Annotated in this window: 19 protein-coding genes; 14 read left to right on the top strand and 5 right to left on the bottom strand. The window is 70.6% G+C overall.

The window, feature by feature from the left end; translation table 11 throughout:
• The coding region (locus K338_RS0114805) for a helix-turn-helix domain-containing protein (protein WP_027286878.1) at positions 1-244 on the bottom strand (244 nt) is incomplete at its 3' end.
• 378 nt (positions 245-622) lie between these two features.
• Here K338_RS0114805 and K338_RS0114800 point away from each other — a divergent pair.
• On the top strand, positions 623-1,531 hold the full coding sequence (locus tag K338_RS0114800; protein WP_245542978.1) for a sugar-binding transcriptional regulator: 909 nt from the start codon (positions 623-625) through the stop codon (positions 1,529-1,531).
• A 32-nt stretch (positions 1,532-1,563) separates the two neighbouring features.
• On the opposite strand, the gene K338_RS0114795 is transcribed toward K338_RS0114800, so the two are convergent.
• On the bottom strand, positions 1,564-2,256 hold the full coding sequence (locus K338_RS0114795; protein WP_022918946.1) for a GntR family transcriptional regulator: 693 nt from the start codon (positions 2,254-2,256) through the stop codon (positions 1,564-1,566).
• Between the two features lie 218 nt (positions 2,257-2,474).
• On the opposite strand from K338_RS0114795, the gene K338_RS0114785 reads away from it, so the two are divergent.
• The 4 genes from K338_RS0114785 (at position 2,475) to K338_RS0114770 (ending at position 7,150) form a co-directional block, all read left to right on the top strand.
• Positions 2,475-2,783, top strand: coding sequence for a hypothetical protein (locus tag K338_RS0114785; protein ID WP_245542977.1), 309 nt, complete (start codon positions 2,475-2,477; stop codon positions 2,781-2,783).
• A 90-nt stretch (positions 2,784-2,873) separates the two neighbouring features.
• Positions 2,874-4,295, top strand: a complete 1,422-nt coding sequence (locus K338_RS0114780) for an MFS transporter (RefSeq protein WP_022918943.1) — start codon at positions 2,874-2,876, stop codon at positions 4,293-4,295.
• A gap of 169 nt (positions 4,296-4,464) precedes the next feature.
• Complete coding sequence (locus tag K338_RS0114775; protein WP_022918942.1) at positions 4,465-6,123, top strand: TIGR04028 family ABC transporter substrate-binding protein; 1,659 nt, start codon at positions 4,465-4,467, stop codon at positions 6,121-6,123.
• 76 nt (positions 6,124-6,199) lie between these two features.
• Complete coding sequence (locus tag K338_RS0114770) at positions 6,200-7,150, top strand: ABC transporter permease (RefSeq protein WP_027286875.1); 951 nt, start codon at positions 6,200-6,202, stop codon at positions 7,148-7,150.
• 2 nt (positions 7,151-7,152) lie between these two features.
• Here the strand turns inward: K338_RS0114770 and K338_RS0114765 are convergent, their stop codons facing one another.
• A complete protein-coding gene (locus tag K338_RS0114765) occupies positions 7,153-8,484 on the bottom strand; it encodes an RNA polymerase sigma factor (RefSeq protein WP_245542976.1) in 1,332 nt (443 codons plus the stop codon).
• A 12-nt stretch (positions 8,485-8,496) separates the two neighbouring features.
• Positions 8,497-8,844, bottom strand: a complete 348-nt coding sequence (locus K338_RS0114760) for a YciI family protein (RefSeq protein ID WP_022918939.1) — start codon at positions 8,842-8,844, stop codon at positions 8,497-8,499.
• 251 nt (positions 8,845-9,095) lie between these two features.
• Between K338_RS0114760 and K338_RS23005 the strand changes: the two genes are divergently transcribed.
• From K338_RS23005 to K338_RS22990, 9 genes are all read left to right on the top strand, one after another.
• Positions 9,096-9,977, top strand: a complete 882-nt coding sequence (locus K338_RS23005) for an ABC transporter permease (RefSeq protein ID WP_423817693.1) — start codon at positions 9,096-9,098, stop codon at positions 9,975-9,977.
• Positions 9,974-11,770 carry a dipeptide ABC transporter ATP-binding protein gene (locus K338_RS23000; protein WP_022918937.1) on the top strand — a complete coding sequence of 599 codons (1,797 nt, stop codon included), beginning with the start codon at positions 9,974-9,976 and terminating at the stop codon, positions 11,768-11,770. Before K338_RS23005 ends, K338_RS23000 begins: the two co-directional genes overlap by 4 nt.
• Positions 11,767-12,801, top strand: a complete 1,035-nt coding sequence (locus K338_RS0114745; protein ID WP_022918936.1) for a putative FMN-dependent luciferase-like monooxygenase — start codon at positions 11,767-11,769, stop codon at positions 12,799-12,801. Before K338_RS23000 ends, K338_RS0114745 begins: the two co-directional genes overlap by 4 nt.
• The gene (locus K338_RS0114740; RefSeq protein ID WP_022918935.1) at positions 12,798-14,198 is read left to right on the top strand and encodes an alkylhydroperoxidase domain protein; all 1,401 of its coding nucleotides are present in this window, start codon (positions 12,798-12,800) and stop codon (positions 14,196-14,198) included. The genes K338_RS0114745 and K338_RS0114740 overlap by 4 nt, the downstream gene beginning before the upstream one ends.
• Positions 14,199-14,403: 205 nt before the next feature.
• Complete coding sequence (locus K338_RS0114735) at positions 14,404-15,834, top strand: aspartate ammonia-lyase (protein WP_027286872.1); 1,431 nt, start codon at positions 14,404-14,406, stop codon at positions 15,832-15,834.
• A gap of 292 nt (positions 15,835-16,126) precedes the next feature.
• Positions 16,127-18,424: an RNA polymerase sigma factor gene (locus K338_RS0114730; RefSeq protein WP_022918933.1), complete on the top strand. Its 2,298-nt coding sequence runs from the start codon at positions 16,127-16,129 to the stop codon at positions 18,422-18,424.
• 454 nt (positions 18,425-18,878) lie between these two features.
• Positions 18,879-19,820 carry a cation diffusion facilitator family transporter gene (locus K338_RS0114725; RefSeq protein ID WP_022918932.1) on the top strand — a complete coding sequence of 314 codons (942 nt, stop codon included), beginning with the start codon at positions 18,879-18,881 and terminating at the stop codon, positions 19,818-19,820.
• A 345-nt stretch (positions 19,821-20,165) separates the two neighbouring features.
• A complete protein-coding gene (locus K338_RS22995) occupies positions 20,166-21,551 on the top strand; it encodes a pectate lyase family protein (RefSeq protein WP_022918931.1) in 1,386 nt (461 codons plus the stop codon).
• Positions 21,552-21,577: 26 nt separating this feature from the next.
• Positions 21,578-23,614, top strand: a complete 2,037-nt coding sequence (locus K338_RS22990) for a pectinesterase family protein (RefSeq protein ID WP_022918930.1) — start codon at positions 21,578-21,580, stop codon at positions 23,612-23,614.
• A 15-nt stretch (positions 23,615-23,629) separates the two neighbouring features.
• Here the strand turns inward: K338_RS22990 and ald are convergent, their stop codons facing one another.
• Positions 23,630-24,730, bottom strand: coding sequence for an alanine dehydrogenase (gene ald, locus K338_RS0114710; protein WP_022918929.1), 1,101 nt, complete (start codon positions 24,728-24,730; stop codon positions 23,630-23,632).
• Between the last annotated feature and the right edge of the window lie 180 nt (positions 24,731-24,910).

The raw sequence follows: 24,910 nt of genomic DNA, 5'->3' as shown, positions 1-24,910 counted from the left end.
CACGGGCTGCCAGGACCTTCTCCTCGACCTCGTAGCTGGTCCTGGTCGCCATCGTGTGCGGCCGCGAGGACCGCTCGTGCAACCCCCCTTCGCCCTCAGCCTGGTAGCGGTCGATCCAGGTCTTGACGCACTTGCGGGACACACCCATCGCGGCAGCGATGTGGGCCTGCTTCCAACCATCCCGGTGACGGTCGACGATCAGACGCCGACCATAGAAGGTCAGGCGGGCATTACGGTGTGACACGGAGCCTCCTTGTGGTGGTGCAGCCTTCGAACAGCCACACCCCACTCGGAGGCTCCTCCTAGGTCAACCAGACCCGCCGAGTGCTACCAACCTCCTGGCCGGGTACACCTAGGTGGGCTTCGGCCCGCTCCCGGCGCGCGGTGCTGTCCGGCCTCGACCGTGCAGGATGATTGTGCAGTACGTGCGGCTTCACTGTGATCGTCATGGGATGTGGCCATAGCTGGCCGTGACCGCCGGGTGGCGCCAAGACCGCAGCGAGCGGCTGTTCGCGGTAAAGGTCACGAAGTTCCCAGTAGGGTGCGCTCCATGTCAGAAGGCTCTTCTCGGGCACGGCACGTAGCCAATGACCGAGTGTCCCTGCTCGTTAAGATCGCTCGGATGTACCACGAGCAGGGCCTGTCACAGCCGGAGATCGCCAGGCGGCTACACATCTCCCAGTCCCGGGTGTCCCGATTCCTGAAGGACGCAAGTACGCTCGGGATCGTACGCACGGTGGTGGTCCCACCGCCGGGTACCTTCTCCGAGCTGGAAGATGCGGTGCAAGAGAAGTACGGGCTGACCGACGTGGTGGTCGCCGGCCCCTCCGGTGAGGACGAGGCGGCCGTGCTGGCAGCGATCGGGGGAGTGGGGGCTGCCTATCTGGAGACCACGCTGCTGGGCAGCGAACGGGTGGGCATCTCCTCCTGGTCGGCCTCTCTGCTGGCGGTCGTGGAGGCGATGGCGCCACGGGCCACCCGCAGCGCAGAGGTGGTGGTCCAACTGCTCGGTGGTGTGGGCGACCCGGAGGCGCAGGTGCGCGCCACCCGCCTAGCCGACCGGCTCTCCCAGGCCACCGGCGGTGCCGCGATGTACTTCCCCGCGCCGGGAGTGGTGGCCTCCGCCATGGTGCGTGACGCCCTGCTCGCCGACCCCTACATCGCCGACGTCGCCGCCGCCTGGTCTTCGCTCAGCGTCGTGCTGCTCGGGATCGGCTCGGTGCAGCCCTCTCCGTTGCTGGCAGCCTCCGGCAACGCACTGGCCGAGTCCGACCTGGACGCGTTGCGCCAGGCGGGGGCGGTCGGCGACGTGTGCCTGCAGTTCTTCGACGCTGACGGTCAGCTCGTCCCCACCGACCTGCACGAACGGGTGCTGGGCATCAGCGCCGAGATGTTACGCGCCATCCCGCGCAAGATCGGCGTGGCCGGCGGTCCGCGCAAGTTCGAGGCGATCCGGGCCGCGGCCCTGGGGCGCTGGATCGACGTGCTGATCACCGACAGCTACACAGCTCGACGGCTGGTGGACCAGTGAGCGCACCTATCAGCCGACTCTCCGGCGGACATTCAGCCAAGGCGAGAATCGTTCGTGGTCCGCGGGCGGGAGAGGAACACGATCGTCTGGTCGCGTACCCGCAGAATATGAGACTCCAGCGCCCGCTGTGCGGCGATGCCGTCGCCTGCCTTCAGCCTGTCGACAACCTGCTGGTGCTCATCGACGGGGGTCTGCATTCGATCGCGGTTCAACGGGGCCTCCATCCCCGCCTGGGTCACATGGATGCTGAAAAGCAGTTCGTCATACAGTGCGAGCATCCTGGGGAAGGCGGCCATTTCCACCAAGGTCCTGTGAAACTTGCGGTCGTTCTCGCGGAAAGCATTGTGCTGCGCAGCCTGATCCGCGGCAGCAGCGACCAGGTCACTAGCCTGCTCAATTGACTCGTCCAAGTGGTGCAGTGCAGGTGTTCTGTCCTGCTCGACGTACCGACGCACGCTGTGTGACTCGACCATCAAGCGTAGCTCGAACAGTTCGTACAGCGAACTGAGCGAAGGGATGGCCACAGTGAAGCCGGCCAGCGAGTCGTAAGCGAGGAGTCCGCGTTCGTGGAGCCGGCCGACGGCACTGCGCACAGGGGTCCGGCTCATCCCGAGCTTGCGGGCGAACTCCCGGATTGGCACGGCCTGCCCAGGCTGAGGATGCTCCTGCGTCAACCAAGACACGAGAGCATCGTGGGCTCGGACTTCTAGGGTCGGCTCGTCCACTGGCTCTCCATCCGCTCGCGTCTGCCTCCGCACGAGCCCACGGTATGCCAGTTCTGGTTCCTCTCAAGTGAAGGTTGGACGTGCCGCCCTCCCCTTCTGGCCGTGACTTCGGCGCTCGCAGGAGCCATCTCGCCCACCGAGCGGCGCGTGCACCTGTCGCAGATGCGGCAGGTGCGGATCGGTGGTGGCATGGAGGCCCCGACGGGGAGCACGGAGGCATGGCAGACCAGCGACCGACAGACGGCACCCGACCCGGCGTGAGCACGGGCAGTGCTGCGGGGGAGCGGCCCAGCCTGCGCTGCCGAGTGCTCGGACATGACTACGCCTTCAGCACCGAGGGCGCCACGCTGAGGTGGCAGTGCACCCGCGACTGCCACGCAGGCGGCAGCAAGACCTATCGGAGCGAAGCTGAGGCCGCCCGGTGTGCGGCAGCGTTCAACCGGCGCGACACCGACGACCTCGGTCGCCGGGCGCCGTTGGTCGGGCTGTTCCCGCTGCGGCTGTGGCGGAAGATGCGTCGGCGCTGAACGGCCTGACGTGACCGTGCGCCGGGAGGAGAGGTCACGCTGAGCAAAGAAGTCGAGCTCGGGACGATCACCACGAAGATCCCGGGCCGGTTGGACAACCTGCCGTGGTCGAAGTTCCACTGGCGCGTGGTGATCGGCCTCGGCGGTGTCTGGATCCTCGACGGTCTTGAGGTCACCATGGTTGGCAGCGTCGCCGCCCGGCTGACCGAGGACGGGTCCGGTCTGGACATCGGCCCGGCAGAGATCGGTCTGGCCGGCGCCATCTACATCGTCGGTGCCTGCCTGGGGGCGCTCTTCTTCGGCCAGCTCACCGACCGGCTCGGCCGGAAGAAGCTGTTCATCATCACCCTGGGTCTGTACCTGGTCGCCACGGTGGCGACGGCGTTCTCGTTCGCACCCTGGTACTTCTTCCTCGCCCGGTTCTTCACCGGAGCCGGTATCGGTGGTGAGTACGCGGCGATCAACTCCGCGATCGACGAGCTCATCCCGGCACGGGTGCGCGGCCGGGTAGACCTGGTCATCAACGGCACGTACTGGCTCGGCGCTGCACTCGGCGCTCTGGGAGCCGTGGTGCTGCTGAACACCGACCTGTTCGCTGCGGACCTCGGTTGGCGGATCGCCTTCGCCATCGGTGCCGTGCTCGGCCTGCTGGTCTTCTTCGTGCGGCGGCACGTGCCGGAGAGCCCGCGGTGGCTGTTCATCCACGGGCACGAGGACGAGGCCGAGCGGATCGTTGCCGAGATCGAGGAGTCGGTGCAGGACCAGCACGGCCAGGAGCTGGAGGAGCCGGATGACTCCCTGACGGTGCGGCAGCGGACCTCCATCCCGTTCCGGGAGATCGCGAAGGTCGGCTTCAGGCTGTACCCCAGGCGGTCCGTGCTCGGCCTGGCGCTGTTCGTCGGACAGGCGTTCCTGTACAACGGGGTGACCTTCGACCTGGCCACGCTGCTGTCCACGTTCTACGACGTGGCCTCCGGTGCGGCGCCGTACTTCATCGCCGTCTGGGCGTTCTCGAACTTCCTCGGCCCGGTGCTGCTGGGGCACCTGTTCGACTCTGTGGGTCGTCGCACGATGATCTCCGGCACCTACCTCTGCTCCGGGGCGCTCGCCGTGGTGCTCGCCCTGGTGCTGCTCTCCGGGTCGACGAGCGTGTGGCTGTTCATGCTGGTGCTGGTGGCGACCTTCTTCTTCGCCTCCGCCGGCGCCAGCTCGGCCTACCTGACCGTCAGCGAGATCTTCCCGATGGAGACCCGTGCGCTGGCGATCGCATTCTTCTACGCCATCGGCACTGCGGTGGGCGGGATCGCCGGGCCGACGCTGTTCGGGAACCTGGTCGCCACCGGTGACCGCGGGATGATGTCGATCGCCTTCTTCGTCGGTGCCGGCGTGATGGCCCTCGGTGGTGTGGTGGCCCTCTTCTTCGCGGTGAACGCGGAACGCACCAGCCTGGAGAAGGTGGCGCTGCCGCTGACCGCTGCGGAGGCCGAGGAAGGCGGCACCCAGCCGGCCTGATCCACCAGCTGCTCACTATCTGAGACACAACATCCGCTCGTTGAGCGTTCGGGCCAGTGCGCGGACGCTGGTCAGCACGTCCGACAGCCGTCTGGCGTCGCCGTCCCGGCGCTGTCCCGCTGGTCACCTGCCACCAGGTGAGCCAGCGGATCGACCTGAAGGAAACCCGATGAGGACCACTGCGCACCGCACCGCTGCCCGAGCCGCCGCGCTCGTCACTGCCGCCGCCCTGGCGCTGGCGGCCTGTGGTGGCGCCGGTGGGGCTGCGGACTCTGGCGGGTCGGGTGAACCGGTCACCGGGGGCACCCTGGTCTACCTGGACAAGGGCACATTCGACACGCTCTACCCACCCCAGGCGGGCTTCTACCCCAACGGCGGCCTGGTGAACAACGTCACCGACCGGCTCGTGCACCAGAACCCTGCGACCCTGGAGCTGGAGCCGTGGCTGGCCACCGACTGGGAGATCAACGAGGACGCCACGGAGTACACCTTCACCATCCGTGACGACGTCACCTTCTCCGACGGCGCCCCGCTGACCGCCGAGGTAGTCGCACAGAACTTCGACCTGTACGGGCTGGGCGACGAGGACCGTGCGCTGATCGTCTCCGAAGCCGTGAACAACTACGCCTCCAGCGAGGTGGTCGACGACACGCACGTGACGTTCCACTTCGACGCGCCCGCCCCCGGCTTCCTGCAGGCGACGGCCACGATCAACTCCGGCATCCTCGCCCCGAGCACGCTGGAAGGCGCCTTCGAGGACTTCGGCCCGGGCAACGCCGTCAATGTCATCGGCACGGGCCCGTTCGTGATCACCGACGAGGAGATCGGCACCTCGGTCACCCTGACCGCCCGGGAGGACTACGACTGGGCACCCGCCTCGGCAGACCACCAGGGCCGGGCGTACGTGGACGAGGTGCAGGTGCAGGTGACGCCGGAGGCGTCGGTCCGGGTGGGCGCACTGCTCTCCGGCCAGGCGGACCTCGCCCGGGAGGTGCCCGCCCAGGACGAGGAACGCGTCACTGGCGCCGGGCTGGACCTGTTCGCGCCGCAGACCCGTGGCGTGAACAACTCCCTGAGCCTGCGCATCGGCAACGACATCCTCGCCGACCTGCGGGTGCGGCAGGCGCTGGTCGCCGGTGTCGACCGGCAGGCGATCGTCGACACCCTGTTCACCGACAACTACCCGCTGGCCACCTCGATCCTGTCCAGCGAGGCCACCGGCTACATCGACACCAGCGAGCACTACGACTACGACCCGACGCGCGCCGAGCAGCTGCTGGACGAGGCCGGGTGGGAGGTCGGCCCGGACGGCATCCGGGTCAAGGACGGCCAGGTGCTCACTCTGACCGTGAACGAGGCGCTGCCCCAGCCGCGCTCCTTCGAGGTGGTCACCCAGATCAGCCAGCAGCTGCGGGAGATCGGGGTGGATCTGCAGATCCTGCGGGCGGACGCCGGCACCTACGCCGAGGCCATCCAGGACGCCGACCAGGTGCAGATCTACCACTCGATGGTCGGTCGGGCCGACATGGACGTGATCAAGAGCCAGTTCTACTCCACGAACCGCAACACGCTGCTGAACCGCGACCCGCAGACCGACCAGATCACCGATCCGGAGCTGGAGGGGCTGCTCGAGGCGGTGGCCTCCGAACCGGAGCACGAGGCGCGGATCGCTGCGTCCCAGGCGGTGCAGACCTACCTGGCGGAGAACGCCTACGTGATCCCGCTGTTCGAGGAACCGCAGGTGTTCGGTGCCCAGCCGGATATCCGCGGGGTGGCTGCCGAGTCGGTCGGCCGGCCCACGTTCTACGGGATGTGGCTTGACCGCTGACGCCCAGCTGCGCGGCGACGGGGCCGTTCCGCCGCCAGCGCCGCAGCAGCGGGCCGTCGACGGCGCCCGGTCGCCGGTGCGGCGGGTGCTCAGCTCGCGGGTCGCTCGCCGCCTGCTGCAGGCGGTCGGGGTGCTGCTGCTGGCGTTCACCGCTGCGTTCCTGCTGCTGCAGGCGATGCCCGGGGATGCGCTGCTGATCCGGTTCGAGAACCCCGAGCTCGGTCTGTCCCCGGAGCAGATCGCCGAGCTGCGGGAGGCCTACGGCGCCGACCGGCCGCTGGTCATCCAGTTCTTCGCCACGCTCGGTGCCTTCCTGGTGGGGGACTTCGGCTACTCCGTGCAGTCCGGCACCCCGGTGCGGATGCTCGTGGCCGATGCACTGCCGCAGACGGCGGTGCTCGCCCTGGTCAGCTTCGCCACCGCAGTGCTGGTCGCCTTCGGGATCGCCCTGGCCTCCACCTACCGCCGGCTCGCCTGGATCGGGGACCTGCTGCGCGCGGTGCCGTCGTTGTTCGTGGCGGTGCCGGTGTTCTGGTTGGGCATCATGCTCATCCAGGTGTTCTCCTTCCAGCTCGGCTGGGTGGCGGTGATCAACCCGGGGCCGGTGGAAGGCCTGGTCCTGCCGGTGCTGACCATCGCCGTACCGATCTCGGCGCCGTTGGCGCAGATCTTGGTGCGCAGCATCGACGAGGTGAGCACCTCCCCGTTCGTGGCAGTAGTGCGTGCCAAGGGCGCCTCCTGGTCCTGGGTGCTGTGGCGGAACGTCCTGCGGAACGCGATGCTGCCGGCCCTGACGATGGCCGGGATCCTGTTCGGTGAGCTGATCGGCGGGGCGGTGGTCACCGAGACCGTGTTCGGGCGGACCGGGGTCGGGCGGATCACCGAGCAGGCGGTCTCCAACCAGGACACCCCGGTGCTGCAGGCGGTGGTGCTGCTGGCGGCGCTGGTGTTCGTGGTGATCAACCTCGTGGTGGACCTGGTGTACCCGCTGCTCGACCCGCGGTTGCGCGAGCGGGCACACGGCTGACCTCAGTCGGCGCCGTGGTCCAGGCCGGCGAGGGTCGCGGTGAGGAACTCGTCCTCGGCCTGGTTGCCGGGAAGTTCCAGTGCCCGTCGGTAGGCCGCTGCGGCAGCCTCGTGCCGGTCGAGCTGTTCCAGGGTCACGGCCCGGGCAGTGTGGAACGGGCGGAACCGGGCCAGCGCCGGGTCGTCGGCCAGCTGGTCGAGGAACAGCAGCCCCACTGCAGCACCGCGTGCCCGGCCTAGGGCCACGGCCCGCCCGAGCCGCACCACCGGCGAGGGGTCGCGACCCTCCAGCAACCGGTAGAGCACCGCGATCTGGTCCCAGTCGGTCTCCTCGTAGCGCGCGGCCTCAGCGTGCACAGCGGCGATGGCTGCCTGGATCGCGAACGTGCCCGCCCCGGTCGCACCGGCCGCCCGCTCGGCCAGCCTGGTGCCCTCCTCGATCAGGGCCCGGTCCCACAGGCTGCGATCCTGCGCCGGCAGCGGCACCGGGCGGCCGCGCTCGTCGGTCCGCGCCGGCTGCCGCGCCTCGGTGAGCAGCAGCAGGGCGAGCAGACCGGTGACCTCCGCCGTCTGCGGCAGGAGCTGGTGCAGCACGCGCGCGAGCCGGACCGCTTCACCGGTGAGGTCCTCGCGCCGGTGCGCGGTCCCGGTGGAGCGTGCGAACCCTTCGGCATAGAGCAGGTAGACCACCCGCTGCACCCCGGCCAGGCGGTCGACCAGATCCTCTGGTCGCGGGACCTCGAACGGCACACCCAGGGTGCGGATGCGCTTCTTCGCCCGGATCAGGCGCTGCTGCATCGTGCTCACCGACACCAGCAGCGCGTGCGCCACCTCCGGTGTCTGCAGACCGGCGACGAACCGGAGTGTCAGTGCCACCCGGTCCTCAGCGCGAAGCACCGGGTGCGCGCAGGCGAAGAACAGCCCGAGCCGGTCGTCACCGGACGGGTCGAGCTGCCCCGGGTCGGCGACCTGGTCGGCCGGGTCGCCCAGGTCAGCAGAGCGAGGCTGGCGTTCCTCCTGCAGGTGCAGCCGGGCCAGCTTCTGCGCCAGCACGTCCTGCCGGCGCACCACGTCCAGTGCCTTGCGCCGGGCCGTGGTGTGCAACCAGGCCTCTGGCACCTTCGGCACGCCGGTGCGCGGCCAGGTGTGCAGCGCCTGGACAAAGGCCTCCTGCACCATGTCCTCGGCCAGGTCCAGGTCACCGAACCGGCGGGCGAGTGTGGCCAGCAGCCGACCGCGCGCGTCCTGGTCGAGCGCGGCCAGCGCCGCGCGCGCAGCGGCCGCCGGGTCCGCAGTGGGGCCGAGATGGTCCGCCCCGGCCCCACTGCCAGGCACCGGGTGCATGGCTCAGTACGGGGCGACCGGGCGGATCTCCACGTGCCCACCGGCAGCGGAGCCGGGGCTGCGCCGCGCCCAGGCGATCGCCTCGTCGATGTTGGCCACCTCGATGATGTAGCCGCCACCCACGAACTCCTGCACCTCGGCGAACGGGCCGGAGGAGACCACCCGTTCCCCGGTCTCGTCGGCGCCGACCGTCACCGCGTGCTCCGGCCCCTCGAGCGCGAAGGACGAGACGACCACACCGGCTGCGGTGATCTCCTGGTCGAAGGCGAAGAACTCCTCCGGGTTCGCCCCGCCCTCATCGCCACAGGCCGGGTCGTCGGTGTGCCCCATGAGCAGCAACGCGTACTTCATGACATCTCCTCAGGTCGCCCGAACCGGCAGTGCGTGCCGGGACGGGTGCGAGTGTCGGACCGGGCGGCCCGACACCATCCTGACGTACGGGCCTCTCCAGGATCGACACCCCTCGACGGGTCGTCCTGCCAAGAGTGCGCCAGAGCGCACTCTGAGCATGACGACCCGAGAGGAGGGGTGGGTGGTGCTCACCATGCGAGACGGGCCGGTCCGACTCCCCGCACCGACCACCTGCCCGCCACTCTGGGGACGTGACCGGAACACCTGTGCTCGAGGCCCTGCCCCAGGCGACCACCGCACCCGCCGCCACGGTGAGAGCGCCCCGCACGCTCCGCCGTCGGCCTGGCCTGAGGGCGCTGACCGTGCTGCCCTGGCTGGTGGTGGCCGCTGCCGTGGTGATGGCGCTGTTCCCCGGCCTGTTCGCCGCCTACGACCCGATCTCCGGTGACGCCGCCGCAGCCCTGTCCGCGCCGAGCGGCGAGCACTGGTTCGGCACCGACGCCACCGGCCGGGACGTCTTCTCCCGTGTGGCCTACGGCGCGATCCACTCCCTGTCCGCGGCACTGATCGCCGTCAGCGTGGGCCTGGCACTGGGCACCACCATCGGTGTGACCGCCGGCTCCGTGGGCGGGGCCGTGGAGGACATCCTGATGCGGATCGTGGACGTGCTGCTGGCGATCCCCACCCTGCTGCTCAGCCTGAGCGTGATCATCCTGCTCGGCTTCGGCACCACCCAGGCGGCGGTCGCCGTCGGGGCAGCGTCGGTGGCGGCGTTCGGCCGGCTGGCCCGCTCGGAGGTGGTGCGGGTGCGCCAATCGGACTTCGTGGAGGCGGCGTTCGGTTCTGGCGGCCGGCCTGTGGCGGTGATCGTCCGGCACGTGCTGCCCAACTCCCTGACCGCTGTGCTGGCGCTTGCCGCTCTGCACTTCGGCACCGCGATCCTGGCGATCGCCACCCTCGGGTTCCTCGGTTACGGCGCCCCGCCACCCACCCCTGAGTGGGGGCTGATGATCGCCGAGGGCCGCAACTACGTGGCCACCGCCTGGTGGTTGACCACTCTGCCCGGTCTGGTGGTGGTGGCGGTGGTGCTGGCCGCGAACCGGATCAGCGTGACCATCGGGAAGCCTTCATGAGCACGACGGCGGAGCCCACCGGGGCGGGCGCGGGTCACCGCGCGGAGGGCGCACCTGCGGTGCTGCAGGTGCGGGACCTGAGCGTGGCCTACACCAGCCGCCGCGGCCGGCGCCACCAGGTCACCCACGAGGTGTCGCTGAACCTCGGCGCTGGGGACGTGCTCACCCTGGTGGGGGAGTCCGGGTCCGGTAAGACCACCACGGCGCAGTCGATCATCGGGCTGCTGCCGCCGGCGGGTCAGGTGATCGGCGGTCAGGTACTGCTGTCCGGGACGGACATCACCGGCTGGTCGGACACCCGGATGGCCGCTGTCCGCGGCTCACGCATCGGCTGGATCCCGCAGGATCCGAACAACTCGCTGAACCCGGTGAAGCGGATCGGGGACTCCCTGGCCGAGGTGCTGCGGATCCACAAGTGGGGCGACAAGGCGGCGATCGAGGCGCGTGTGGTCGAGCTGCTCGAGCGGGTCGGCATCCCCGATCCGGCCGCCCGCGCCCGGCAGTACCCGCACGAGCTCTCCGGCGGGATGAAGCAACGGGTGCTGATCGCTTCGGCGATCGCGCTGAAGCCGTCGCTGATCATCGCCGACGAGGCCACCAGCGCCCTGGACGTCACTGTGCAGCGCACCATCCTCGACCTGCTGGACGACCTGCGGGCCGAGACCGGCGCAGCCATCCTGCTGGTCACCCATGACCTGGCCGTCGCCGCCGACCGGGCCACGCAGATGGTGGTGCTCGCCGGTGGCCGGGTGGTCGAGTCCGGACCCAAGGACCAGGTGCTGGCCGACCCGCGCTCGGACTACACCCGCCGCCTCCTGGCCGACGCCCCCGCGTTCGCCACCACCGCCCGGCACAGCGTGCATGAGGTGCGCCAGACGCTGGCCGCCACGGCTGAGGCGGAGCCGGCGATCGAGGTCACCGACCTGGTGCAAGACTTCAGCCTCGGCGCCCGGGCGCGGCTGCGTGCCGTGGACCACGTCTCCTTCACCGTGGCACCGGGCACCACACACGCTCTGGTGGGGGAGTCCGGGTCGGGCAAGACCACTACCGCTCGCGCCGTGATGGCCTTCACCCGGCCCAGCTCCGGGCAGGTGCGCATCGCCGGCACCAACATCCTCACTCTGGGCCCGAAGCAGCTGCGCGAGTTCCGCGCCCGGGTACAGATGGTCTACCAGAACCCGTTCTCCTCCCTGGACCCGCGGCAGAGCGTCGCCTCGATCATCGCCGAGCCGCTGCGTAACTTCAGGTTCGGTGGGGGTGGGCGCCGCGCCGGCGGCGGTAGGTCTGAGGACCGGAGTGCGGGAGGCGCCGATGGTGCCCGCGGTGCGGGAAGCGCCGGCCGCGGGCGGGCCGGGCGCCGGGAACGGGCCGCCCGGGTCGCCGAGCTGCTGGACGCGGTCGCCCTGCCCAGCGCTCTGGCCGAGCGCCGCCCGGCCGAGCTCTCCGGCGGGCAGCGGCAACGGGTCGCGATCGCCCGGGCACTGGCCCCGCAGCCGGACGTGCTCGTACTCGACGAAGCGGTCTCCGCACTGGATGTGAGCGTGCAGGCCCAGATATTGCATCTGCTCGCCGACCTGCAGGACGCCCTGGCCGTGAGCTACCTGTTCATCTCCCACGACCTGGCAGTGGTCCGCGACCTCGCGCACACCGTCACCGTGCTCAGCCAGGGCCGCGCAGTGGAGGCGGGCATCACCGAAGAGGTGTTCACCCACCCGAGCGAGCCCTACACCCAGGCGTTGCTGGCGGCGATCCCCGGCCGCAGCGCATCTCGCGACCCGGAGGTCCTCACGTGACCACCAGCGGTGCTCCGGCACGCCAGCTCGGCTTCTTCACCCGGCTGCTGGACGACGCCCCGCCCGCCGAGCGGTACCGGCTTGCCCTGGAGCAGATCGAGCGCGCAGAGGCCGCCGGATACGACGCGATCGCCGTGGCCCAGCACCACTTCGACGGCACGGAGGGTGGCCTGCCCGCCCCGCTACCGTTCCTCGCCCACGCGGCAGCGCGCACGTCCCGGGTGCAGCTGACCACCGGGGTGGTAACCCTCGCCCTGGAGAACGCCCTACGGGTGGCGGAGGACGCCGTCGTGCTGGACGCCCTCAGCGGCGGCCGGCTCCAGCTGGGCTTCGCCTCCGGCGGGTCCCCGACCGCGTTCGCCGCGCTCGGGCTGGACTTCGCCGCCCGCCGGGAGATCTTCGAGACCCACCTGGCCGCTGTGGAGCGTGCGCTGGCCGGCGGCCCGGTCACCGGCGAGGAGGGGGGTCCGCTGCTCTACCCGCCCGGCGGCACCCTCGGCCAGCGGATCTGGATCGCCACCTTCTCCCTGCCCTGGGCAATCGAGGCGGGCCGGCGCGGGCACGGGCTGATGCTCTCCCGCACCCAGCCGCGCCCCGCCGATGCCCCCGAGGCGAGCCTGGCTGAGCTGCAGAACCCGCTCATCGACGCCTATCTCGAGCACCTGCCCGCCGGTGTGCCCCCGCGCATCAGCGTGGCCCGGTCGGTGTTCGTGGCCGAGGACGGTGACCGGGCCCGTACGCTGGCCGCCGCTGGGCTGCGCCGAGCCCCGTTCGTGGCCAAGACCCTCGGCACCGACCCCGCCGACGCGCCGCTGGCGGCGCTGCTGTCCGCCACCGACGCCCACACCGGTGACCCCGAGGACGTGCGCGCCTCCCTCGCCGCCGACCCTGCCCTCGCCCGCGCCACCCACCTCTCCTTCCAGGTGCACTCCATGGACCCACCGCACCAGGACGTGCTGCGCTCCATCGACCTGATCGCCACCGACGTCGCCCCGCATCTGGGCTGGGCACCCACTGGAGGACCCCGATGACCACTGTGCACCCGGCACCCGCTGCCCCCGGACCCGGACCCGATGCTCCGGACCTGGTCGACGCTCTGCTGCACATCGCCCCCGGCGACCACCTGGACGCCCTGCGCCGCGCCCGACCCGCGCAGCGCGAGCACACCCAGAAGGCCTACCAGGCGCTGGTGTGGCCGGTGGACGAGGCGGAGGCCGGCCGAACCGAGCGGCTCGTGCTCGCCTGGTACGTGGCCGAGCTGCACCGGCACACCGGCCTGGCCGCGCACTACCGTTCGTTGCTGGCCGGTGCTGCCGATGACGGCGCAGCCCCCTCGGGTGCGTCCCTCACCCGGGCGGTGGCTGAGCTGGTCCGGGTCAGCGCGGGGTCCGGTCCGTACGGGCAGTACCGGGAGCCGGAGCTGGCGGGGGAGTCGACCGAGGGATTGCGGCTGCAGATTGCCGCTGACCTCGGCGGTGGGCCGGCGGAGCTGCTCGGGTCGCGGCTGACCGCAGCGCTGGAGCACGCGCACCTGCTCACGTTCCGCCCCCGGGAGTCATCGGCCGACGCGGTGCAGCGGCTGCTGGACGCCGGCTGGTCGGCGACCGGGATCGTGACCATCTCCCAGCTGGTGGCCTTCCTGAGCTACCAGGTGCGGGTGGTGCACGCCCTGGCGGTGCTCGCCGGGAACACCGACCAGCAGGCTGGTGCGGCCATCCCGGCGGAGCCGCCAGCGGTAGTGGGGACGGGGCACGATGCTCCCGCGGGAGCGCGCGCCGGTGCTGCCCCCGCGGGAGCGCCGGGTGGTGCCGCTGCGGGGGGAGCGCTGCGGGTGCGGACCTACCCGGACCTGGACCGGCCCACCGGCTTCACCCAGGAAGCGCTCGGCTGGGTGCCCTGGCTGGAGCCGCTCGCCGAGTCCGAGCTGACCGAGCGGCACTACGAGGGGCTGGCGCAGCGCGCCCGCGGCGCCAACCCGTACTTCGCGCTGCTCGCCCGCGACCCGGAGGTGCTCGGCGCGCGCACCCGCGCAGACCTGGACATCTTCACCAACACCGACGGCGGTCTGGGCCGCGCCGAACGGGAGCTCGCGGCCACCGCCACCTCCCGGGTGAACGGCTGCGTGTACTGCGCACATGTGCACGCCCGCGCCGCCACCCGCGAGTCCGGCCGTGCACAGGACGTGCAGCGCCTGCTCGACGGCGGGGTGGACGCACGGATCGATGCCACCTGGGACCCGGTCATCGACGCCTCCGCCGCGCTCGCGGTCACCCCGCCCGTACTGACCGCCGAGCATGTGGCGGCGCTGCGGCACACCGGCCTGGACGACCAGGCGGTCGCGGACGCGCTCAGCAGCGCCGCGTTCTTCAGCTGGGCCAACCGCCTGATGCTCTCCCTCGGCGAACCCCGGGTGCCCCGCCGCCGCTGACCCCCGCCAAACCCACCACCCCGCCCCTCCGCCAGCAACGTCAATAGGGACCGGGCACCGGTGCCCGAGTTCTAGTGACTTTGCCGTGCTGTGGCGACCCGGTCTGTTCGGATAATGAGACGCCAAGGGTCCGTAAAGCAAATACCAGGTAGACGTAGTTCGAGACATCTGTACCCAGCACCATCATGTGGAGGTGGTCGTGGACATGCGCAGCGAGAACGACTCGCTCGGCACGGTCGAGGTCCCAGAGGAGGTGTACTGGGGCGTACACACTGCCCGCGCCGTGGAGAACTTCCCGATCTCGGGGGCGACCGTGTCCCAGCACCCCGAGCTCATCCGTGGCTTCGCGATGGTCAAGCAGGCCGCTGCCCGCGCCAACCGGGACCTCGGTGTGCTGGACGCCGACCGCGCCGGGCTGATCGAGTCAGCATGCCAGCGCGTCATCGCCGGTGAGCACCACGACCAGTTCCCGATCGACGTGGTCCAAGGTGGTGCCGGTACCTCGACGAACATGAACGTCAACGAGGTGCTCACGAACATCGCCCTGGAGGAGGCGGGCCGGTCCAAGGGTGACTACACCTACCTCTCCCCGCTGGACCACACGAACAAGTCCCAGTCCACCAACGACACCTACCCCACCGCCGTCAAGATCGCCCTGATCCTGGCAGCGGGCCCGATGCTGGAGGAGCTGGCCGCACTGGGCACGGCATTCGAGGACAAGGCCCTCGAGTTCGGGGACGTGCTCAAGGTGGGCCGCACCCAGCTGCAGGACGCGGTGCCGATGACGCTCGGCCAGGAGTTCGCCGGCTTCGCCACCACGCTGCGTGGCGACCGGGACCGGATCCGGGAGGCGATCGCCCAGCTGCGCGAGGTGAATCTCGGCGGCACCGCGATCGGCACCGGCATCAACACCCCTGCCGGCTACACCACTGCAGTGCTGGAGCACCTGCGCGCCGTCTCCGACCTGGACCTGGTCGGTGCCGCCGACCTGGTCTCTGCCACCAGCGACACCGGACCGTTCCTCACCCTCTCCGCTGCGCTGAAGCGTGCCGCCGTCTCGTTGTCGAAGATCAGCAACGACCTGCGGCTGCTCAGCTCGGGGCCACAGGCCGGTGTGGGCGAGATCTCCCTGCCGGCGCGGCAGGCGGGCTCCAGCATCATGCCGGGCAAGGTGAACCCGGTCATCCCCGAGGTGGTCTCCCAGGTGGCCTACGCCGTGGCAGGTGCGGACACCACGGTCACGATGGCCGTGGAGTCAGGGCAGCTGCAGCTGAACCCCTTCGAACCGATCATCGCCCACTCGCTGCTGCAGGCCGCGACCTGGTTGCGGCAGGCGGCCTGGACGCTGCGGGTGCACTGCGTCACCGGTATCGCGGCGAACTCCTCACGGCTGGAGCGGATGGTAGCCGCCTCGGTCGGGGTGGTCACGGCGCTGATCCCGGACATCGGCTACTCGTCGGCGGCGACCATCGCCAAGACCGCGCTCGCCTCCGGTCGGGACGTGGCTGACCTGGTGGTGGAGAACGGGCTGCTCAGCCGGGAGCAGGTGGAGCGTCGGTTGGTCCCGGCGGCCCTCGCCGGCGGAGCCAGGCCCGAGAACGTCACGAAGGATCGGGCACCGGTGCCCGGTTCCTAGTGACATTGCCGGCTACCGCTCGGTCGTACACCCAGCGCAGGTGCTGCCGGCGCGCCACTGCAGCGGGCGACCTCGGCGGTCATCGAGGCCGGTGCGCAGGTGTGGACATGGTCACGATCCTCGCGGGCAGACGGGGCGGACAGTGCGCCAGCGGCCGCCGGATCGTATCCTGAGACGTCGGCGCGCCACTGTTCTCGCGGGTGCGGCGGGGTGCGGATGCTGGAGTCCCGCCTCGGCTCGGGAGAGAGCGCCGCCCCAGAACACCCGTCCACCAGCTCGAACCAGGAGAGGTATGTCGGTAGCGCACGAGCATCGTGTCGCGGCTCCGGAACCCGGTAGCGACCGGGCCGTGGTCGAGGCTGTGCGCGCCGGCCAGGTGGGGCAGTACGCGCTGCTGTACGAGCGTTATCGGGCGGAAGCGCTGCGGATCGCGCGTCGCCAGGTGGGGCCGGACGAGGCGCAGGACCTGGTGCAGGAGACGTTCGCGCGCGTGCTGCGGGCGATCCAGAACGGTGGCGGTCCCACCGAGGACGTGGCCGGGTACATCTTCCGCACGTTGCGGAACCTGCGGATCGACCGGGGCGGTCAGCGCGAGTTCGCCACCGAGGACGTGGAGAGCGCCGGACCGGCTGGGCTGTGGGTGGTGCCGGACACTTCCGAGGAGGTGCTCGACCGCGGCCTGGTGGCGGACGCGTTCGCCGAGCTGCCGCCGCGGTGGCGGGAGGTGCTCTGGCTCACCGAGGTGGAGGGGGTGGGCCCGAGCGAGCTGTCCGAGAAGATGGGGATCAAGGCGACGGCGGTCTCCACCTTGTCCTTGCGCGCGCGGGCGGGTTTTCGGTCGGCGTGGTTGCAGGCGCACGTGCGCGCCGGGTCGGCGCCGACCGAGTGCAGGTCGGTGGTCACCAAGCTCGGGGACTACCAGACCGGCCGGCTGTCCACCCGCCGCCGGGCGCAGGTGCAGGAGCACCTGGACCGGTGCGACCACTGTCCGGCGGTGGTGGCCGAGCTGGTGGCCGTCTCCGACCACATGGGAGTGCTGCTGCTGCCGGTGGTGGTGCTGGCCCCGAAGGCGCTCTGGTGGCTGTTCGGCGGGTGGGGTGTCAAGGCCGGCTTCCTGCTCTGGGGCACGAAGTCGACGCTGAACCGGCTGCGTGAACCGAAGGTGGCGGTCGGCTCCGTGGGTGGGGCGGCGACCGTGGCCGTGGTGACGGCGGTGGCGATGGCGATGACCGCACCGGAGCCTCCGCCGCCGGCTGCTGACCCGACCCCGGCGGCGAGTGCACCCGCCCCGAGCCCGGCGGTGCCGAGCAGCCCGTCGAGCACCTCCTCGGCCGCGCCCGCCGACTCCAGCGACGATGCCGACGACCCTGCGCAGACGCCGACTCCGTCGGACTCACCTGCCTCTGTGCCGGTACCGCCCGCAGCTCCCACGAACCAGCCCAGCAGCCCGGGGACGCAGGCGGCCGAACCACAGTCGGCCGCGCCCCGACCTGCTGGCGATGACGCCGACCACTCTGCTGGGGACGACGCTGCCGGCGGCGACGAGGCCCCCGCCAGCGACGCGACCGAGGGTCCTGAGCCGGAGGATCCGTCGCCGGAACCGGAGGAACCGGCTGAGCCGGTCGCGAGCACGCCCGACCCGCCGGAGCCGAGCAGCAGCCAGAGCGCCGGGGGAGCCGTGTATGACGACACCCTGGAACTGACCGGGAACGGTGCCGTGCCCGGCGCGACGATCACGGCCCGCGACGACGACGGTGACGTGGCCGCCACCGACGAGGTCGCCGATGACGGTAGCTGGTCGGTGCAGATCGCCCGGCCGGACGCGGAGCCGCAGGGCGGGCCGAGCGCTGGTGGCACAGTGGGCCCGGCGGGCGGTTCGGCCACCATGGGGATCGCCGCCCGCGGATTGGCTCAGGTCTTCGCCGAACGCGACGACCACGACCGCGACCATGCTGACGACAGTGATGACCCCGACGACGGTGATGATGACGACGGCTCGGCAGAGGGCCACTACTTCACCCTGACCCAGACCGTGCCGGAGGGAGTCTCGGAGGCCTACGCCGGCGAGTCCGAGCCCTACCGGGTGGGGCCATACACCTGGGTGGAGCCGATCAGGATCGTGTACCCCACCGAAGGTGAGAGCGTGCGTCTGGGAGGGTGCTGGTCCGAAGGGTCCGACTGGCGCGACTGGCGCGACGGGGGCCGGGACGAGAGCATGCTCACCGGTACTCTCGTCGTCGGCTATGACGCCGACACGTCGCACGAGGTGGAGTTCCGCCTCGCCGGCGATCCCGTCGAGGTCCACGAATCGCGGCCATGGTGGTGCTGGCCGCACGGATACGGGAACGACGCCGAGCATGTGGTCTGGCTCCCTGACGTCGACGAGGGCGAGCACACGCTGTCGCTGCAGTACCTGGACGATTCTGGCCCAATCGACGAGACACGTGTGACGGTGAGCTTCGGCGCCAACCGCCATTGGCGCGGCGATGTGGTGTGCGGCGAAGTGGGCCGGTCCGGTCACGGCGATGGCAATGACGCTCCGCACGGTCGCGGCGATGAGTGCGAGAACCGCAGCGAGGGTCGCGGGTAGAACGCCAACAGCTCACAACTATGTGATCCAGATCACAGTAATAGTCGCGTGACGTTCGACGGTCCACTGGGTCGTACCTCATATCAAGCCACCTGGTGACTTGATGCAGTACGGCCGAGTGCCGTCGAAGGTCGCAGTGCCGCAGGGGGGTACTGGACCGGAGATGATGCTCAGGTCGAGACGTCGCCCAAGGTCGGTCCGTCAGGCACAGGCGGACCGGCCGGCGGGCGTCGGCCGGGGGCCGGCGCGGCGGCGGGGTGTGCACGGCCCCGCCGCCGCAGCCCTCCGTCCACTGGCGCTCGCTGCCCCGCCCACCCCGAGCTGTGGTGAGATGTGCTCCCCAAGGGGAGCTCCGCCGTCTGCAGCGCGTTGGGCCCGGAGTGACTTCTGCTCCCCGGGTGGGGGAGAGTGGGCCTGACACGCCCTGTCGGTACGGCGTGTAGAGAGGACGGAGATGAGTAGGCAGCCCCCTGCCCATGAACACTCTCGCGGTCACGACCACTCGGTGACCGCCACCGGTGCGAACCGGAACAAGCTCATCGCCGTGCTGTGCATCACTCTGTCGGTGATGCTGATCCAGGCGATCGGTGCGTGGATCTCCGGGTCGCTGTCGCTGCTCGCCGACGCCGGGCACATGCTCACCGACTCCGCTGGGGTGGCGATCGCGCTGCTCGCGGCCACCCTGGCCGCCCGGCCCGCCACCGACACCCGCACCTTCGGCTGGCAGCGGGCGGAGATCCTGGCCGCACTGGCCAACGCCACCGTGCTGTGCGCCGTGGGCGTGCTGGTGATCCGGGAGGCGTTCCTGCGCTGGGGCGCTGAACCCGAGGTGGAGTCCGGGATCATGCTCGGCGCCGCCGTTCTCGGCGCGCTCGCCAACCTGGTCTCGCTCGCCATCCTCGCCCGGGCGTGCGGAGAGAGCCTGAACATGCGCGGTGCCTACCTGGAGGTGTTCGGCGACCTGGTCGGCTCGGTGGCGGTGATCGTGGCTGCCGTGGTGATCATGACCACCGGCTGGGTGCGCGCGGACGCGCTCGCTTCCTTCGCGATCGGGCTCCTCATCCTGCCGCGCGCGATCTCGTTGCTCAAGGACGTGGCAGACGTGCTGCTGGAGTCCACGCCGAAGAACGTGGACCTGGCGCAGGTGCGCGAGCACATCATCGGTATCCCCGGCGTGGTGGAGGTGCACGACCTGCACGCCTGGACCATCACCTCCGGCGTGCCGGTGCTCTCTGCGCACGTGGTGGTCGACGGTGACAAGGTGGACTATGAGTACAGCTGCCAGATCCTCGATGCCCTCGATGCGTGCCTGGATGGTCACTTCGACGTGGCGCACTGCACCTTCCAGATCGAACCGGTCGGGCATGTGCGGCACGAACGCGCCGTGCACAACTGATCCATGGTGGGACCTGGCCCACAGGTGAGGGGCAGAGCGTGTCCCCGACCCGACCGCGCCGAATCATCGGCGACGTCGATGAATCGGTTTCTCGCCATCTGACCGTCGTGACTGCTACGCCGAACCGCGCATGATTGGCGCCATCACTGAGGTTCCAGGCCCGGGAGCATTTCTCTCGCCGCGCAACTATTGACGCGATCGCCGTGCATCGCTAGGGTCGTTGGAAACCGGTTACCGGGGTTGACCGGTCGCAGACCGCGGCAGTGGAGCCCGCTCGACGGGGAGAGCGGCGGGGGACTCCCTGCATGGGCCAACGGCCCGGACCCCAGAGAAGAGCACACAGCCGTGCCACATCCGTCTGCTGTCAGCGTTCCTGCCGGCTCTGCTGCGCTGAGCCCGCCGAGAACCCGCCGAGCGATCGGGCTCGCCCTGGCCGCCGCCCTGCTGGTGGGTGGCAGCGCAGGGAGTGCTGCTGCTACCGGCGAGCCCGCCGGCGGGCACAGTCCCGACCAGACCGACCGGCGCAGCGCCCACCGGGTGCTGGACCGAGAGGTCCTGCCCACCGGTGACGGCTGGGCCTCGCTCGGCACCGGGACCACCGGTGGTGCTGACGCCGAACCGGACCGGGTGATCGAGGTCAGCACCCGCGACGAGCTCGTCGCAGCCGTCGCGGGTGACGAGCCCACGATCGTGCGAGTGATGGCCGACATCGACGCCAACACCCGGCCGGACGGCACGCCGATCGCCTGCGAGGAGTACGCCCGCGACGGGTACACCCTCGAGGCCTACCTGGACGCGTTCGACCCGGCGCACTGGGAAGGACCGGCAGAAGGGCCGCTGGAGGATGCGCGCACCGCCTCCCGGGAGGCGCAGCGTGAGCAGATCAGTGCCAACGTCGGTTCGAACACCACGATCGTCGGCGTCGGGGACGTCACGCTCACTGGTTTCACCCTGAGCATCTCCGAGGTGGACAACGTGATCCTGCGCAACCTCACCGTCTCGGACGCCTACGACTGCTTCCCCGGCTGGAACGGGGACACCTGGAAGACCGAGTGGGACAACGTCGTGGTCTCCGGCTCCACTCATGTGTGGATCAACCACGTCACCCTGGACGACGGCGACACCCACGATGCCGAGCAGCCGGAGTACTTCGGTGAGCAGTTCCTCCGGCACGACGGGCTGCTGGACGTGGTGCGCCAGGCGGACCTGGTGACCATCTCCTGGAGCCGGTTCATGGACCATGACAAGTCGCTGCTGTGGGGGAACGGCGACGACGCCGTGGGGGACCGGGGCAGGTTGCGCGTCACCATGCACCACAACGAGTTCATCGACACCCTGCAGCGGTCCCCGCGGGTGCGCTTCGGGCAGGTGAACGTCTACAACAACGTCTACCGGGTGCTCGACACCGAGCGCTACCACTACTCCGTGGGCGTGGGCGTGGAGTCCAGCATCTACGCCACGGGCAACTGGTTCGAGCTCGCCGACGGCGCGGCTGCGGGCCAGATCATCCGCAACTGGGGTGGCACCGGCATCAGCGCCGAGGGCAACTGGGTGAACGGCCACCCCACCGACATCCTCGCCGCTCACAACGCCGCCCATCCGGACGCGGTGCTCAGCGACGAGGTCGAGGGCGCCAGGGGTCCCCACCTGCAGACCCAGAGCGCTCCCCGGGCGAGTGCCGTGGTCACCCTCGCGGCCGGCCCAGGCGCGGTGCACCGATGGTTCGACTGAGCCACCCCAACTATGGAAGGACACGCATGAGAGGCACAGCACGACGCATTCTGCTCGGTGCGGCCGTCGCGGTGAGCACACTGCTCGCCGGGACGACGGCCGCCACGGCGGACGACCAGCGGCCGGCGGACGAGGCCGAGGTGCACGCCGAAGGTGAGGCACTGCTGGACCGGATGCAGGTTCCCGGACTCACCACCGCGGACGGTCCGATCTGGTCCCCGGTCGCGACCGGTTTTGCCGCCGAGCCCACCGCAGACCTGCCGCACGGGACCACCGGAGGTGCCGGTGGGCCGATCGTGGTCGCATGGGACTCCGAGTCCCTCGCTCGGTACGCGGCGAGGTCGGGACCGGTGACGATCCTGGTGCTCGGCAGCATCCAGGTGGACCCGTTCGGTTCGATGATCGACGTCTCCTCGGACACCACGATCGTCGGAGTCGGTCGCAGCGGCGAGCTGGTCGGTGGCGGCCTGCGCCTGGACACCGTGGAGAACGTGATCGTCCGGAACCTGACCTTCCGGGACTCCTACATCCCCGGCGACTGGGACGGAAAGAGCGAAGAGAACGACAACGACGGGATCCGCGTCGACACCTCGACCCACGTGTGGATCGACCACAACGAGTTCGCCCGGTTGGGCGACGGGCTGGTGGACGTGCGCAAGGACTCCACCAACGTCACGCTCTCCTGGAACATCTTCCGGGACCACAACAAGGCGATCGGAGTGGGCTGGACCGACAACGTCCTCACCACGATCACGATGCACCACAACTGGGTCACGAACACCTACCAACGGAACGGAAGCATCGACAACGTCGCCGCCGGCCACCTGTACAACAATCTCTTCGACGGCGTCGGCCAGTACGGCACGATGGCGCGCGGCGGATCACAGCTGCTGGTGGAGTCCAGCGTCTACCGCAACGCCGAGGACCCGTTGGTGGAGAAGGGCCCGGACTCGCGGATCGAGGCCCGGGACAACCAGTTCGAGAACGTGCGCGGACGGCGGGACGCGAGTGGCAGCACTGTCGAGCCTCTCGAGCACTACCAGTACACGGCCGACCCGGTGGAACAGGTGGAGCGCCTGGTCACCCGCAGCGCGGGCCCGCTGCTGCGCACCGAGCACGTTCCGGGCACCGTGCGCGTCGCCCTGGACGGCACCGGTGACTACGGGAGCATCTCCGCAGCAGTAGGCGCCGCAAGCCGGGCCGACCATCCGGTCACGATCGTCGTGGCCCCTGGGACCTACCGCGAGGTGGTCCGGGTCTGGCCCGGTGCGGACAACCTGACCATCCGCGGGGAGAGCGGCGACGCCGAGGACGTCGTGCTCACCTACGACCTCGCCGCAGGCCAGGAGAAGTTCTACGGCGGCACGTTCGGTCACACCGGGTCGCCGGTGCTGTCGTTGCTCGCCGATGACATCACCCTGGCCGACCTGACGGTGGAGAACGCCTACGACGAGGAGGAGTCCGGCCCGTCCCAGGCGCTCGCGCTGCGCACCGCCGGCGACCGGATCGTCCTGGACGACGTCCGCCTGCTCGGCAACCAGGACACCTACCTGGTCGACTCCTCCGACGACGCCGCCTCCCGGGTCTACCTGCGGGACAGCTTCGTGGCCGGGGACGTCGACTTCATCTACGGCCCGGGCACGCTGGTGGCCGAGGGCTCCGAGATCCACTCCCTGGACCGGCAGGCTGAGGTGAACGGGTACGTCACGGCCGCGGCCACACCCAAGGACTCGGCTGGGTTCCTGTTCCTGGACTGCCGGTTCACCTCCGAGGCGGAGGCCGGCACCGTCTACCTCGGCCGCCCCTGGCACCCGAGCAGTGCTCCGGACACCGACCCAGCCGTGGTGGTCCGCGACTCCTGGCTCGGTGCGCACATCGCCACCCCGGCCTGGACCGACATGAGCGGGTGGCCCTGGGAGGACGCGGAGTTCTACGAGTACGCCAACACCGGACCGGGAGCAGAGTCCGGCGAGGGTCGTCCGCAGCTGAGCGAGGAGGAGGCCGAGCAGGTCACCCGGGAGGCCTACCTGGCCGGGTCGGACGGCTGGGCCCCGTGGCGCTGACTGCTCCACCGGGGCCTACAGCTCTTCGGCCTCCAGGCCGTGCGCCTGCGCCACGGCGGCGTTCACCAGCCGCCCACCGGTGACGTTCACCCCTCGGGCCAGCGCCACGTCCTGCGCCGCCGCCTGCTGCCAGCCGGCGTCGGCGATCGCCAGCGCGTAGGGCAGGGTGGCGTTGGTCAGCGCCACTGTCGCGGTCACCGGCACCGCCCCGGGCATGTTCGTCACGCAGTAGTACAGGCTCGGGCCCACCTGGAAGACCGGTTCGTCGTGGGTGGTCGGACGGGAGCAGGCGAAGCAGCCGCCCTGGTCGATCGCGATGTCCACCAGCACCGATCCCGGCCGCATCGCCGCGGACATCTCCTCGGTGACCAGCCGCGGGGTCTGCGCGCCCGGGATGAGCACGGCGCCGATCACCAGGTCCGCCTCCCGCACCTGCTCTGCCACCACGTACGGGCTGGACCGGGCCGTGGCCACCCGGTTGCCGAACCGCTCGTCCAGCATCCGCAGCCGCGGCAGCGACACGTCCAGGATGGTCACGTTCGCCTGCATCCCCACCGCCACCCGTGCCGCCTGCTCCCCGGCCACTCCGCCGCCGAGCACGAGCACGTTCCCGCGCGGTGCGCCGGGCACCCCGCCGAGCAGCTGGCCGCGGCCATGGTGCGGCCTCATCAGGTGGTAGGCGCCCACCTGCACCGCCAGGCGCCCAGCGATCTCGCTCATCGGTGCCAGCAGCGGCAGCCCGCCGCCCTCCGGCTGCACCGTCTCGTAGGCGATCGCGGTCACCCCAGAGTCCAGCAGCGCACGGGTGAGGCCGGCGTCGGCCGCCAGGTGCAGGTAGGTCAGCAGCACCAGGTCCGGGCGCAGGAAGGAGTACTCCTCGGGCTCGGGCTCCTTGACCTTGAGCACCAGCTCGGCCCACGGCCACACCTCCTCGGCCGTGGCGACCACCTCGGCGCCGGCGTCGGCGTAGACGGCGTCGGTGAAGGCGGACCCGGCCCCGGCGCCGGCCTGCACCCGCACCTGGTGGCCGCTGGTGACCAGCTCGTGCACTCCCGCGGGGGTCGCCGCCACCCGGTACTCGTTGTTCTTCACCTCGGTGGGGATCCCGACGCGCACTGGTTCTCCTTCACGTTCATCGGCCGGCCGGTGGCCGACGGCTCAGTGTGGCACGCGCACCCGGCTGCGCGCGGGCCCAGCCGTTGCCTCCATACCCGGCAGGGGTATACAGTAGGCGCGCCGATATACCCCCATGAGGTATATGGTGTGAGCGTGGGTCAGCGCGAGAGGCGCCGGCCC

Origin of the sequence: Ruania albidiflava DSM 18029, from assembly GCF_000421225.1 — a bacterium.
Classification (GTDB): domain Bacteria; phylum Actinomycetota; class Actinomycetes; order Actinomycetales; family Beutenbergiaceae; genus Ruania; species Ruania albidiflava.
This window is presented reverse-complemented; position numbering and strand designations above follow the sequence as displayed.

Bases quoted from the DNA above. Each gene is read 5' to 3' on its own strand.
- K338_RS0114800 (WP_245542978.1), top strand. From the start codon at position 623: ATGTACCACGAGCAGGGCCTGTCACAGCCGGAGATCGCCAGGCGGCTA.
- K338_RS0114785 (WP_245542977.1), top strand. From the start codon at position 2,475: ATGGCAGACCAGCGACCGACAGACGGCACCCGACCCGGCGTGAGCACG.
- K338_RS0114775 (WP_022918942.1), top strand. From the start codon at position 4,465: ATGAGGACCACTGCGCACCGCACCGCTGCCCGAGCCGCCGCGCTCGTC.
- K338_RS0114760 (WP_022918939.1), bottom strand. From the start codon at position 8,844: ATGAAGTACGCGTTGCTGCTCATGGGGCACACCGACGACCCGGCCTGT.
- K338_RS23000 (WP_022918937.1), top strand. From the start codon at position 9,974: ATGAGCACGACGGCGGAGCCCACCGGGGCGGGCGCGGGTCACCGCGCG.
- K338_RS0114740 (WP_022918935.1), top strand. From the start codon at position 12,798: ATGACCACTGTGCACCCGGCACCCGCTGCCCCCGGACCCGGACCCGAT.
- K338_RS0114735 (WP_027286872.1), top strand. From the start codon at position 14,404: ATGCGCAGCGAGAACGACTCGCTCGGCACGGTCGAGGTCCCAGAGGAG.
- K338_RS0114730 (WP_022918933.1), top strand. From the start codon at position 16,127: ATGTCGGTAGCGCACGAGCATCGTGTCGCGGCTCCGGAACCCGGTAGC.
- K338_RS0114725 (WP_022918932.1), top strand. From the start codon at position 18,879: ATGAGTAGGCAGCCCCCTGCCCATGAACACTCTCGCGGTCACGACCAC.
- K338_RS22990 (WP_022918930.1), top strand. From the start codon at position 21,578: ATGAGAGGCACAGCACGACGCATTCTGCTCGGTGCGGCCGTCGCGGTG.